This window comes from Phaeobacter sp. LSS9 (assembly GCF_003443595.1).
Taxonomy (GTDB): domain Bacteria; phylum Pseudomonadota; class Alphaproteobacteria; order Rhodobacterales; family Rhodobacteraceae; genus Phaeobacter; species Phaeobacter piscinae.
The window spans coordinates 1,446,989-1,459,859 of record NZ_CP031956.1; the positions used below are offsets into that span (position 1 = coordinate 1,446,989).

Genomic DNA, 12,871 nt, shown 5'->3' on the forward strand with positions numbered 1-12,871 from the left:
TATCCGAATCGTCACAATTCCGCCATAAGGAGCGCCACGCCGAAATTGCAATAGCAAGAACAAAAAGGAAGCACGATGCGAGATTTCGTTGACGGCACCGCATATAATAACGAGCAAGGCAACCGGGCCCGCAAGCTGTTTGCCGCGGTTGTACTGGCGGCACTTGATGATGCGATTGCCGATGACAAGAAATATGGGAATGGCCCCGAGCAGATCGCTCGGTGGGCACGGTCGCGCGACGGGCGCGAAGTGCTGAGCTGTGCAGGCATCGACCCGAACGAACGCGTGGTCGGCGGCCTGATGGAATTTGTGGGCCGGGGTGTCCGCACCTCTGTTGCGCTGTCGCGCGAAGAGAGCGAACGCCGCAACGCGGCACAGGCCGAGGCGGCCTGATCAGACCTGCCAGTCTGAAAGACTATATATGACTGTCGAAGAAAAGCGCGTCCTGGGGGGCGCGTTTTTTCTTTTTGTGGTGGCGGTTTCAACGCGGAATAGGCCGCTCTGCGGGCTTTTCAGGACGGGAAAAATCCGCCATGGCTGACAGGTGAGAGATCACACCACCAACAGCACGAGAGAGGCCGCCATGACAGCACGGGCGATCATGATCCAAGGCACCGGCAGCAATGTCGGCAAATCAATGATCGTTGCAGGGCTGGCGCGCGCCTTTGTGCGCCGGGGCCTGTCAGTGGCCCCGTTCAAGCCGCAGAACATGTCCAACAATGCGGCTGTGACGCCTGAAGGCGGCGAGATTGGTCGCGCACAGGCGCTGCAGGCCCGCGCGGCCATGCGCCCGCCCCACACCGATATGAACCCGGTGCTGTTGAAGCCGGAGACGGAGACCGGCGCGCAGGTGATTGTCCAGGGCAAACGCCGGGGCACACAGGCGGCCGGATCCTTCATGCGCGACAAGACCGGCCTGTTGGAGGCGGCACTGGACAGCTTTCACCGGTTGGCGGCGGATGTGGATCTGGTCCTGATCGAAGGTGCGGGCTCCCCCGCTGAGACCAACCTGCGCAAGAACGATATCGCCAATATGGGGTTTGCCTGCGCGGCGGAGGTGCCAGTGGTGCTAGTGGGTGATATCCACCGTGGCGGCGTGATTGCGCAGATTGTCGGCACCCATACGGTGCTGGACCCGCAGGATCTGGCGCGCATCAAGGGTTTTGCGGTCAACCGGTTTCGCGGGGATCGCAGCCTGTTCGATGCCGGGCGCGATGATATCGCAGCGCGCACCGGCTGGCCGTCGATGGGGGTGATCCCGTGGTTCTGGGATGCGTGGAAACTGCCGGCTGAGGATATGATGGACATCGCCTCCCGCCCCGGTGGCGCCTGCAAGATCGTGGTACCGCAGCTGGAGCGGATGGCCAATTTCGACGACCTCGACCCGCTGGCAGCGGAACCCAATGTTACGGTGGAAATCGTGCCTGCGGGCCGCGCCCTGCCCGGTGATGCGGATTTGGTGCTGATCCCCGGCAGCAAATCCACCATTGGCGATCTGACGTATTTGCGGGCCCAGGGCTGGGACATTGATATCCTCGCCCATCACCGTCGGGGCGGCCATGTCATGGGGCTTTGTGGTGGCTATCAGATGCTGGGGCAGACTGTTGATGACCCGGACGGCGTGGATGGCCATCCCGGCAAGGTTGACGGGCTGGGGCTGCTGGATGTGCATACCGTCATGGCCGGTGAAAAGCGGGTGACATTGACCGAGGCGGTGACCCGCGATGGCAACTTGCCCGTGAGCGGCTATGAAATCCACATGGGGCGCACTGATGGACCGGATTGCGCCCGCGCCTGGCTGGAGATTGATGGCCGTCTGGAAGGTGCCGCCTCCCCCGATGGGCGGGTGCGCGGTTCGTATCTACACGGGCTGTTCAGTTCGGATGCGTTTCGGGCGTCCGTGCTCTCCGGTCTCGGCCATGAGAGTGTCGCGGGCTATGACGACGGGGTTGAGGCCACGCTGGACGCGCTGGCAGATCACCTTGAGGATTGTATGGATCTGGATGCGCTCTTGGCGCTGGCAGAGCCGGTGCGCAGCGCCTAAGCGCGCCATCTGCATCGTCTCAGATCCGTCACCCCCGAGGTGGCAACCTCAGAGCAGGTTCTGGGCCGAGAGAGCGCGGTGGATTTCGCGGCGCACCAGCTTGCGGACGTTGCGGGTGATCCGCTCACCCAGAGCGCCCTGCAGCTCCTCGCGCACGATTTCCGAAACCAGCTCACGCAGCGCGTGCTCATCCAGAAAGCTCTCATCGGAGCCAAGAGCGTCCAGCGCCTCAAGTGCGGTTTCGGTGACTGACGTCTCCAGCAGATCGCGGTCCACCTCGTCGGCGGTGGATGCGGCTGGCGCTGCTGGGATATCGGTGCTTGTGTTTTCCTCAACCGCGGTATCGGCGGCGGGCGCCTCGGCCTGCGTGTGCTGCTCCGGCTGAGGGGGGGACGGTTCGATCTGCGATGTCTCAGGCTGCGGGGCCTCAGACTGCGTGTCCTCAACCTCGGATCTGATGACCACATCCGCAACACTCTGGGTCTGATCGACGGGTTCCGTCTGGCCCTGTGCATCCGTGTCGCTGTCCTGATCATCCCAGGCAAGTGTTTCCAGATCACTGCCGGCGTAGGGCGTGTCGCGGGTTCCGTCGGGTTCCCAGAGCACCGGGCGGGCCGTATTGGCTGCTTCCATCTCCGCCAGTTTCTGCACCACCGCGCCGACCTTCGGGTTCAGTTGAGAGGTGGGTTTAGCCGGGGGCACTGGCGGATGGGGATCCTCGACCTGCGTCTCCTCCTCGTGATCTGTGCTGGCGGCGGCCTGATAGAGCGTGGCGTCAGGATCAGTCCAAGGGGCCTCGGTGTTGAGCGCCGCCTCAGCCTGCGCTGTTGGCGTGCCGGGCATATCTGCGGCGGCGGGCGCCGCATCTTGGGCCCCGTCGGCGGCCTCATCGGCCGCTGTGGCGGCGGTGATCCCGTTGAAAAAGGCCAGATCCTCATTGCCGGGATCATTGTCATGCAGGGCAATCCCCTGTGCGATAAGGTCCTTCGGCTCAGTCCAGAATTCTATGGCGTCTGCCGCCAGAAGCGCCTCAAATCGGGTCTTCCCGGATGCCGCTTCGCCGTCGGGATGCGGGGCGGTGTCCATCGGGGCGGTCTCAGTGATTGTGGCCGGTGTGGGCGCTGCTGGCGTTGGGGCGACGGGGGTCAGCTTGCTTTCGGGGACGCGCAGCGCCGGTGTCAGAACCAGACGGGTGACCGGCTGGCTGCTGCCATTTGTGGCGCCATTGGCGGGTCCCGGCGCGCCGGCGCCCTGCCCCCCGGGTGCTGCCGGGACGGGTTTGGCGATCTGCGCGGCCAATGCCGCCTCTGCCCCCTTGCCAAGCGAGGAGCCAGCGGCGCGGCTGTCCTCGCTCACCAGACGGCGGATCGATGACAGGACGTCTTCAATTTCAGCTTGGGTAACCGGTTCGGACATTTTTGCTTATCACTCTCGCCTCTTGAGATTGAGTGTAGCGACCTGTCCCGGTCCAGACAACCGTGTGAATTAGGTGGTTTTTAGGAAGGCCCGCGCTGGCGGGCCTCCAATTGGTGGTCAACCGGGCCTCAGTTCTTGCCCAGGGCGCGCATGACCCGGTCCAGATCCTTGCTGCGCTGGCTGACATGGGCCGGAGCGCCCTTCACCAGATTATAATACAGCGTCGGATCGTAGATTTCGACAGCCAGACCAAGGTGTTCCGCCGTCAGAAGCCCCTGCGCCTGCAACAGCGCATAGGCTGCGAGGGCCTGATTGGCGCGTGACTGGACACGGGCGGTCTGGGCGTTCAGCAACTCCTGCTCTGCCTCCAGCACATCCAGCGTGGTGCGGGCTCCCAGGGTGGCCTCCTCGCGGATACCGTCAAAGGCAACGCGCGCGGCGCGGACCTGTTCGTTAGAGGAGACAAGGCTGGCGCGGGCGGCTTCCAGCACCACGAAGGCCTCGGAGACGTCCTGCACCACACTGCGCTGGGTGGTGATCAATGCGCCGCGTTCCGCCTGAAGGCGGGCGATGCTGGCGCGCCGGGCCGCAGCCACTGCCCCGCCTGCATAAAGACGCTGGCTAAGTACAATGCTTGCGCTTGACGTGTCACTTGTGCCGGAGCCGCTGGGGTCTTCACCGTGAGCCGCGCTGGCGCGGAGGTTCACTGTCGGGCCAAGGCCACGGCCGGCGCTCTGGGCGCTCAGATCGGCGGCTTTGACCGCATGCTGCTGTGTCAGCAGGCTGGGATGATTGCGCATGGCAATGGCTTCTGCGGACTGCAACGAGGCGACCCGTTGCGGCAGCGGCGGCTGGCCCGCAATTGTGCCCGGCTCCCGGCCGACGGCCTGGACATAGGTTGCTTTTGCATTGAGCAGATCGCCCTGACTTTCGATCAGGCTGGCCTGCGCGCCCGCAACCCGGCTCTCCGCGAGGGCGACATCGGTCCGAGTGACCTCACCCACTTCGAACCGGTCATTGGCAGCACGCAGTTCCTCCCGCAGGAGACGCAGGTTGTTGCGGCGCAATGACACCGTATCCTGCTGCAGCAGGACATTAACATAGGCTTGAACCGCTGCGAACAACACCTGCTGTTCAATGTCGATCAATGCCTGACGCGTGGCCAGAACGGTTTCCTGTGCCGCCATCTGGTTCAGGCGGGAGACCCCATTGTCGAACAGCAACCAGGAGAGGTCCACTCCGGTTGAAATCGACGAATCGTGGTTGGAGACCGCAAAGTTGCCAAACCCGGTCCGAACATACCGACGTTCCGCCCGCGTGACCCAGTCGACAACCGGCCGCAAACGGGCAACAGCCGCCGCCACATTTTCATCCTGCACCCGCAGCAATGCGCGGTTCTGTTCCAGCAGGCCACTGGTGTTGTAAGCGCCGATCATCGCATCGGAGAGATTATCGGCGGCGGCCTGTTTCGGGGCGCCGAGCAGCAATGCTGCGCTTCCGGCGAAGACGAAGGCCTTGAACAGGTTTGCCGTCAGTTTATTGCGCATCTTTAGCCTCATGTGGTCCGGCCCACCGACGCGGCAGTGCCGTTCTGCTCTCTGGCGCTGTGAAATGTCAGGCGCCTGTCTGTTGCAATCCGCGCCGATCAGGATCCGCGCGGATTGAAGGTAAACCCCCTGCGGATCAGAGAGCGAATTCCTCTGCAGCCGCAAAACCGGGCAACACCGGAGCACCGGCATTAAACGCCAGCCGCCAGGAGATCTGGCCGCCGCTCTTATAGCCGACTTTGACCTCTCCCAATGGGCCGGACATGAAGATCGCGGCGACACGACCGCCATCCTTCAGCTGATCCAGCAGCGCCTCCGGCACGGTTTCCACGCCGCCCTCAATGATCATCACATCATAGGGGCCATGTTCGGCGGCTCCCGCCTCCAGCGCGCCCGTGTGGACAATGGCGTTGTCGGCGCCAACTGCCGACAGCTGGTCCTGCGCCTCAGCGGCCATGGACTCATCCGCCTCCACGCCGATCACCATCTGGGCGACGCGGGCGATCACTGCGGTGGAATAGCCCAGACCACAGGCCACATCGAGCACCAGCTCGTCCGGCTGCACATCAATCGCATCAAGGATCTTGGCCAGGGTGCGCGGCTCAAGCAGCACGCGACCGGGGCAGAGATCCAGGTTGCTATCGGCATAAGCCGCCTCGCGCTGCGCATCCGCCACAAAGGCTTCGCGCGGCACCGCCAGCATGGCTTCGATGATCGGAAATTTGGTGACATCCGACGGGCGGATCTGCGTGTCGACCATCATGCGGCGACGTTCGGCAAAGTCAGTCATATGCTAAACTCATCTGTTCAGTCAGTTGATCCGGTTGTGGCACATCCGGGACAGGGCGGCAACGGGCGGGCGCGCATTTCTGCGGCCCTGTGGCGACTGGGTCGCCTATTTCTTTTTCACAAATTTGGTGAGGATGACGATGCGCTGCCCGTCAACCCGGCCTTCGATATGCGCGGGGGTGTCGGCGACGAGGGAGATATTTCGCACAGCCGTGCCGCGCTTGGCGGTGAAGCCTGCGCCCTTCACTGGCAGATCCTTGATCAGCACCACGGAATCGCCCTGCGCCAGCGGCGCGCCATTGCTGTCGCGGTGGGCGCTGGTGGCCGGTGCCGCCTCGACCCAGGCGCGGGTCTCATCCTCCAGCCAGAGCTGCTCGGCCAGGTCGCGCGCCCAGTCGTGATCCGCCAGCCGCGCCAGCAGCCGGGCCGCCAGCACCTGAACCGCCGGTGTTTCAGACCACATCGCCGAGGACAGGCAGCGCATGTGGTTGGGATCAAGCTCCCCGGCCACCTGTTCCGCGCAAATCTCGCAAAGCGCCACCTCCGGGGACTGGCCATCGGGGGCGCCGGTCACCTCATAAGACACCAGCGGGGTTTCGGCAGCACATAGGGCGCAGGACATCGGCAAAGCTCCATCGGGGCAGGTCAGAACAGGATGGTTCTGCTGTAGGGGAGCAGGCCGGCAATGAAAACCGTCAAAAAGAAAAGCGCCCGCGTGGAGGCGCGGGCGGAGTTGGGATGCAGCGCGGAGATGTGCTGCGGGTCCACAGGGGATTGAGCTTGCGGAGGATTGGGCCTGCCGGGGGCTGCGTTGGCAGGGGCTTGCGTTGGCAGGGCCGGCGTCGGCGCTGGAGCGCTGTTGCGGGCACTGGTTGGAGGCGCCAATCCCGCAACGCGCCAGCCCTGCAATAACGCGGCGCCGTCAGCCCGCGCAGGACGCGCAGAACGCCGTGGTTGGATGCGCACTCAGATGGCTGTCGCAGATCCGATCGCCGCAGATCTGACAATAGCCATAGGACCCCTCATCCAGACGGGCCAGGGCACAGTCGATATCGCGGCGCAACTCCAGCCATTTGCGGCTGAGCACGGCCTCGGACGGCTGCGCCATGGCCGGGCTTGCGCGCCGGGGCGCCAGCGGCACCACAGTGGCCTCAGCAGTGATCGGTACGCCAACGGCTGGCAGGCCCTTGCGCAAATGTGTCAGTATGTCCTTTTGAGCGGCGTGGTTCATTCAGAGGTCCTCCCCGGATCGGTGACAGGTTTTGCTGACGAAATTTTATCGGCCCGACTCAACCTATGCGGTTTCATCCCAAAGTGGTACTCGCTGGATATGGGGGATGGGGTCGGTGTCGGCGATGGGGTCCAGCGCGACGGTAGTCCTGAAATGCCACCGATATATCCCCCCGCAAACCACTGGAACGGCTCAGTCCGCCTTGCTATCTGTTGGGCAAGATCGACCACGGGAGACATGAGATGATCCGAACCGCCCTCACCACGCTTGCCCTGACCGGCGCGCTGTTTGGCCTGACCGCCTGCGAAACCACCAAAGGCGCAGGCCGCGACATTTCCAAAGCCGGCCAAGCCATCAGCGGCGCCGCACAAGATGTGCAGAACAACCTCTGACGACGGGATGCGAAAGATGTGGAAACGCCCGGTTTGCCGCCGGGCGTTTTTGTTTGGCCTGCGGGACCTCAGATGCCGAGCATCGCCTTGGCGTCGGCCAGTATCTGAACCGAGGCATCATGATCGCCCGCGTCATGCAGGCTCTGCCCCTCGTCGCGCACCTCCTGAACGGTTGCCAGATCGGCCTCCGACAGTTCGGTGCCCGCGGCAAGTGCCGCGTCGATGGCGGCAATGTCGGCAGGGCACTGTCCGGCCAGAAGCGGTGACGCAACGAGGGTGAGTGCAGCGGCCAAAGTCAGCTGTTTCATGGTGTTCCCCTCCCCAGATGAACGGGGTTTAGGATAGCGTGGAACGGGTGGATTTTCAGCGGGTTGGTGCGGAGAGGCCGCGAATGGGCGGAGAGTGGCGCATGGGGTTTGGAGAGGAGCGACGGTTGGCCGAAGGTCGCAGGGCGAGCCTGCCCGCTTAATGGAGTTTGCCTAACATCAGATCAGCACGCCGAGGGCAGCGCCCGGCCCGGCGGGGTGGGAAGCGAAGCGCCCGCCCCACGGGGTGGGATGGGCGCTACCCGGTCTGGCGACCGGGCGGAAGAGAAGGACCCGCATTCAGCCACAGGTGTTTGTTAAGCAGTCACTTATCTTGATACATAGAAAGAGCAAATCTCAGCGCATCACCTTCCAAATTCATTTTGAATGGTCCCTGAATGTACTTCACTCCAAAGTTAGCGATCTTTTTGCCCTTTGGGTTGTTCCAGAACTTTGGGCGAAGCTCTCTCATATAGCGAAATTCTGGATAACCAAAATTGGAGTGAAGCTTTGAAACAGATTGATACAAGCTAAACGCAGTCAAATCTGCCAGAGAAAGTAAGATTTCATCTTTCTTTGCCTGCGCCTTTATTCGATGTGGAGCTATTCTTGACAGGTAACGCGCCCGATCGTCGTGCGGTGTATCTTGCATAGTTCCTATGAGGTTCCTGAGTTTCTTGTAATCATGCTTCTTCTCCTCAAAAACAATTTCCACCTGCTCCGGGCCGATACCTGTCTGTGACATGAAGTGGCCCAAGCGCTCTAACAAGTATGCTGCACATTTGTTGTAGTAAGCCTCGGTATCCTTCAAGTCGGCAATTTGTTTCGTGTAACTCCCGAGCGTTTCCTTCTTAGAAACAAGCCCAAAAAGCAAAACACGCATACTCTGAACCTTTCGACAGAAGTATGCGGTCTTTAGGTGAACGAGATCTGTGCTGTGAAGCTGCTTGACCCCGATTTCACATTGAAACGAGGTCAAAGCTTGCCTTATTTCATCTTGGAACTTCACAGGTACAAGACAGGCTCCAAACACTAGAAATGGGTCAGAGCCACGCACCCGTTCTTCAGTGCGAAACTTTTTGACGTCCTGATCGCCGCTCTCGTCCACGTAGAGCACATACTTGGTTGATGGTTTCATTTTACATAATAAACAGACAGTTGCGCTCCAAACCGTACAATAACCCTTTCTGGAGTCCAGAGGATTTTCACTTATTTGGTGTATCCGCGCAATTGGCCACACCCACCGCTTTAACCGCTCGGCTTTCACAACCACAGGGCAGCGCTCGGTCCGAGGGTGGGTGCGTAGCGCCCGCCGTTTTGCCGGAGGCAAACCTTTGATTTAATTGGGGCGGATCGGGCGCTGCCCGGCCTTTAGGCCGGGCGGGACTTGGCAATCGCCGGAATAGAAAACGGGGCCGAAGCCCCGTGTTGCATGCGTTTGAAGGTGTCGCATAGTCACCGCGTCATTGCTGGGGTGCGGGCACGCAATTGGCTTTGCCAAGTGCGCATCCCCGCCCTCCCTCAAAAACGGCCAGCTTTAGCTGTCCATTTTGAGGGCTGAAATAAACGCTTCCTGCGGAATGTCGACCTTGCCGAACTGGCGCATCTTCTTCTTGCCCGCTTTCTGCTTGTCCAGAAGCTTGCGCTTCCGGGTGGCGTCGCCGCCGTAGCATTTGGCGGTCACGTCCTTGCGCAGGGCGGAGAGGGTCTCGCGGGCGATCACCTTGCCGCCGATGGCGGCCTGGATCGGGATCTTGAACATGTGGCGCGGGATAAGGTCCTTGAGCTTTTCGCACATGGCGCGGCCGCGCATCTCGGCCCGGTCGCGGTGCACCATCATCGACAGCGCATCCACCGGCTCGTCATTGACCAGCACCGACATCTTCACCAGCGCGTCCTCGCGGTAGCCGGTCATCTGATAGTCGAAGGAGGCATAGCCCTTGGTCACCGATTTCAGCCGGTCGTAGAAGTCAAACACCACCTCGTTCAGCGGCAGGTCATAGACCACCATGGCGCGGGAGCCGGCATAGGTCAGGTCTTCCTGAATGCCGCGACGGTCCTGGCAGAGCTTCAGCACATCGCCGAGATACTCATCGGGCACCAGAATGGTCGCCTTGATGCGGGGTTCCTGAATGTGGTCGACCTTCGACATATCAGGCATATCGGCGGGGTTGTGCAGGTCCATCATCTCGCCCGCTTCGCCGTCCTTGCCCTTCATATAGACATGGTAGACCACGGAGGGCGCGGTGGTGATCAGTTCGATGTTATATTCGCGCTCAATCCGGTCGCGGATCACCTCAAGATGCAAGAGGCCGAGGAAACCGCAGCGGAAACCAAACCCAAGCGCGGCAGAGGTTTCCATTTCGAAGCTGAATGACGCGTCGTTCAGCGCCAGCTTATCGATGGCGTCGCGCAGATCTTCGAATTCAGCTGAATCGACCGGGAACAAGCCGCAGAACACCACGGGCTGCGCAGGTTTGAAGCCCGGCAGCGCCACCTCGGTGCCGTTGCGGTCATTGGTGATGGTGTCGCCGACGCGGGTGTCGCGCACCTGCTTGATCGAGGCGGTGAGGAAGCCGATTTCGCCCGGTGCCAGCTCATCCACCACCTGCATCGCGGGGCGGAACACGCCGATACGATCCACATGGTGCAGGGTGTTGTTCGACATGAACTTCACCCGCATGCCCTTTTTCAGCACGCCGTCCATGATCCGCACCAGAACGATCACACCAAGATAGGCATCATACCAGCTGTCCACCAGCATCGCCTTCAGGGGGGCGTCGCGGGTGCCGGTGGGCGCCGGGAGCTGCTGGACGATGGCTTCCAGCGTATCGCGGATGCCCTGCCCTGTCTTGGCGGAGACCTGAATCGCCTCGGAGGCGTCGATGCCGATGACATCCTCGATCTGTTCGGCGACGCGGTCACAGTCGGAGGCCGGCAGGTCGATCTTGTTCAGGACAGGCACGATTTCATGGTCCGCGTCCAGCGCGTGGTAGACATTGGCCAGCGTCTGCGCCTCCACCCCTTGCGAGCTGTCGACCACCAGAAGCGAGCCTTCAACCGCGCGCATGGAGCGGGAGACCTCATAGGCAAAATCGACGTGACCGGGGGTGTCGATCAGGTTGAGCACATAGGTCTCACCGTCGTCGGCGGTGTAGTCGATGCGGACGGTATTGGCCTTGATGGTGATGCCGCGCTCGCGCTCGATATCCATGGAGTCGAGCAGCTGCTCCTTCATATCGCGGTCCTCAACCGTTCCGGTCTCCTGAATGAGCCGGTCAGCGAGGGTGGATTTGCCATGGTCGATATGGGCGACGATGGAGAAATTGCGGATGTGAGCGAGGTCTGTCATGCAAGGGGATATGATTTGGTTTTAGGGTTTGGTCAAGCGGGGGCTTTGCCTTCGCCTAAGTTATTTTGATGCGCAGAATTGAGAATTGGATGCGGTGAAGTGATTTCCAATATGGACGACTTTCAAAGATGGCTTAGGGTGCAGGACCGCCCCTTCTGCACTGCGATAGCTGGGCGTTCGGTTCTCCGAAGCACTCTTGCGATGATGAAGCCAAATGACCAAAGAACTGCTCTTCAGAATGGTTCGATACCCCTACTCGCGTGCCTTCGAGCAACTCTTGTTGCTGTGACCGCTCACACCACCCCAGCAGCCCAGGTTGTGGAACACTCCACCGCCGCTTTGGCCGCAGAACCCACGGTAGAAGATATCCACCTTTCAAGCCAATCATCACGTCTTTCACAAATGCAGTCTGATCTCGCTCCGCACGAGGAACTTGACCTCGCAGATGCCATGGTCAATGTCGCTGCCAGCGCACTGTCGGCCGCCAGATTTGCAGCCAGCGCCGCCAGTTCAACCTACTCAAACGCTTCGACGCCTGCCTTACGTGCAGTTTCGGATGCCGCTGACACGCTGGCGCTCTTCGTCGCACCACAAGGGCAAAAAGTTGAATGCAAAAGAAAAGCACAGTCGGCGTCATTTCAGGATGCAAAGTTATCGCCTTCGACGTTGTTCCAAACCAAGTTATTGTCGCCATTCGAGGGAGAGGAGTTGCTTATGGCAGTTTGGCAAGAATTTGATTTGTTTTCGTCTAACAAAGCTGATTGGTCCTTCTGGCGCGACTGGTATCAAGGTTTCCTCGATGGCAAACCGCTCGACTGGGTCCTGCAACGCCGGGTTGCCCTGATCGACGATGCAATCTGGGACGCAGGCCCTGAAGCCGTTGCCGCCGAGATTGAGCGGATCCGCAGCCGCTACGATTTGGAACGGGAAATTGCCAACCTCAAGGAACAACTGACAACATTTCAACACAGTCCAGCAACCGCTCTGATCGGCGACAATGGGGGGCCACCGCTGGAGGATGCTCCGGCACGTGCTTTTCAAACCGACCTCGCGCTGATCTGGAAACAGGTTGAGGAGCTGGAGGAGGAAATCGCGAAACCGTCCCCCTCCCCTTTGCAGCTGGAAAAGATCGCCAAGGCGCTCTGGGACATTTGCCTGCGCATGGCGGCTTACTGCGGATCGATTGCGGACGGCATGATCCGCGAGGGAACCAAGGAATTGGCCAAGGCAGGTGCCAAATGGACTGCAAGGGCAACAGCCGTCACGGTCACGGCGCAAACCGAAGGCGTTCAATCGGTTGTCAAAGCCATTGGGGCATTCGTCAAAACGCTTCAATAGGCTGAACAGGCCCCCCGTCGGCCGCAAGGTCGGGCCGTGCCTGACCCTTCCCTCAAACCGTAGGTTTGCCTTCGGCAAAACGGGAAGGCGCGTGCCCATCCCCAAACCGCGCCTGACCTCCCCGCACCGCCAAAACGCCGCAAATTCGTCTGGCCTCCTGCGGGCGGGTCGAAAATACGCTATACTGCGGCCATTCCGCGAGACGCGCGCCCCCGCTGCGGGGGATCCCACTGCTCAGGAGGACACCGAAATGGACGCCATCAGAACTGCTGAATATGCCCGTGCGCTCTACTCAGCGCATGGGGACAAGGCCGAGGCCGAAGTGGCGCAGAAAATGCGGCGCTGTCAGGAGGTTGGCAAAACCGCCGAAGCCGAGGACTGGAAGTCCGTGCGTCAAATGATCCTGTCCCTGCGCGGGCCAAACCAGTCCTGACGCGCGCCAGATGACCCTTGGCGC

At 61.2% G+C, this 12,871-nt stretch carries 13 protein-coding genes; 5 read left to right on the forward strand and 8 right to left on the reverse strand.

All coding sequences use genetic code 11. From position 1 onward, the window contains the following. Positions 1 to 75 precede the first annotated feature (75 nt). Both D1820_RS06890 and D1820_RS06895 read left to right on the forward strand, forming a co-directional pair. Positions 76 to 393 carry a DUF6280 family protein gene (locus D1820_RS06890; RefSeq protein WP_008207990.1) on the forward strand — a complete coding sequence of 106 codons (318 nt, stop codon included), beginning with the start codon at positions 76 to 78 and terminating at the stop codon, positions 391 to 393. Between the two features lie 190 nt (positions 394 to 583). After that, positions 584 to 2,044, forward strand: coding sequence for a cobyric acid synthase (locus tag D1820_RS06895; protein WP_118068328.1), 1,461 nt, complete (start codon positions 584 to 586; stop codon positions 2,042 to 2,044). A 48-nt stretch (positions 2,045 to 2,092) separates the two neighbouring features. Here D1820_RS06895 and D1820_RS06900 read toward each other — a convergent pair whose 3' ends face one another. The 5 genes from D1820_RS06900 to D1820_RS06920 all read right to left on the reverse strand — a co-directional run bounded on the left by D1820_RS06900 (position 2,093) and on the right by D1820_RS06920 (position 7,027). Beyond that, entirely contained in the window at positions 2,093 to 3,460 is a 1,368-nt protein-coding gene (locus D1820_RS06900) for a hypothetical protein (RefSeq protein ID WP_118068329.1), read from the reverse strand. Between the two features lie 128 nt (positions 3,461 to 3,588). After that, positions 3,589 to 5,007 (reverse strand): TolC family outer membrane protein, encoded by a 1,419-nt coding sequence (locus tag D1820_RS06905; protein ID WP_118068330.1) that lies wholly within the window; start codon positions 5,005 to 5,007, stop codon positions 3,589 to 3,591. 136 nt (positions 5,008 to 5,143) lie between these two features. Beyond that, positions 5,144 to 5,797, reverse strand: coding sequence for a protein-L-isoaspartate O-methyltransferase (locus D1820_RS06910; RefSeq protein WP_118068331.1), 654 nt, complete (start codon positions 5,795 to 5,797; stop codon positions 5,144 to 5,146). Positions 5,798 to 5,902: 105 nt separating this feature from the next. After that, positions 5,903 to 6,418 (reverse strand): alkylphosphonate utilization protein, encoded by a 516-nt coding sequence (locus D1820_RS06915; RefSeq protein ID WP_118068332.1) that lies wholly within the window; start codon positions 6,416 to 6,418, stop codon positions 5,903 to 5,905. A 300-nt stretch (positions 6,419 to 6,718) separates the two neighbouring features. After that, complete coding sequence (locus tag D1820_RS06920; RefSeq protein ID WP_118068333.1) at positions 6,719 to 7,027, reverse strand: hypothetical protein; 309 nt, start codon at positions 7,025 to 7,027, stop codon at positions 6,719 to 6,721. A gap of 242 nt (positions 7,028 to 7,269) precedes the next feature. Here D1820_RS06920 and D1820_RS06925 point away from each other — a divergent pair, with 242 nt between their 5' ends. Next, the gene (locus tag D1820_RS06925; protein ID WP_081497224.1) at positions 7,270 to 7,419 is read left to right on the forward strand and encodes an entericidin A/B family lipoprotein; all 150 of its coding nucleotides are present in this window, start codon (positions 7,270 to 7,272) and stop codon (positions 7,417 to 7,419) included. 68 nt (positions 7,420 to 7,487) lie between these two features. Here the strand turns inward: D1820_RS06925 and D1820_RS06930 are convergent, their stop codons facing one another. The 3 genes from D1820_RS06930 to lepA form a co-directional block, all read right to left on the reverse strand. Further along, a complete protein-coding gene (locus D1820_RS06930; RefSeq protein WP_118068334.1) occupies positions 7,488 to 7,727 on the reverse strand; it encodes a hypothetical protein in 240 nt (79 codons plus the stop codon). A 322-nt stretch (positions 7,728 to 8,049) separates the two neighbouring features. Then, complete coding sequence (locus D1820_RS06935) at positions 8,050 to 8,832, reverse strand: DUF3800 domain-containing protein (protein ID WP_162894079.1); 783 nt, start codon at positions 8,830 to 8,832, stop codon at positions 8,050 to 8,052. 429 nt (positions 8,833 to 9,261) lie between these two features. Then, positions 9,262 to 11,076, reverse strand: coding sequence for a translation elongation factor 4 (lepA, locus tag D1820_RS06940; RefSeq protein ID WP_102896599.1), 1,815 nt, complete (start codon positions 11,074 to 11,076; stop codon positions 9,262 to 9,264). 201 nt (positions 11,077 to 11,277) lie between these two features. Here lepA and D1820_RS19095 point away from each other — a divergent pair, with 201 nt between their 5' ends. Both D1820_RS19095 and D1820_RS06950 read left to right on the forward strand, forming a co-directional pair. Beyond that, positions 11,278 to 12,414, forward strand: coding sequence for a hypothetical protein (locus D1820_RS19095; protein WP_162894041.1), 1,137 nt, complete (start codon positions 11,278 to 11,280; stop codon positions 12,412 to 12,414). 250 nt (positions 12,415 to 12,664) lie between these two features. Beyond that, a complete protein-coding gene (locus tag D1820_RS06950) occupies positions 12,665 to 12,847 on the forward strand; it encodes a hypothetical protein (RefSeq protein ID WP_014875318.1) in 183 nt (60 codons plus the stop codon). The last annotated feature ends 24 nt before the right edge of the window (positions 12,848 to 12,871 follow it).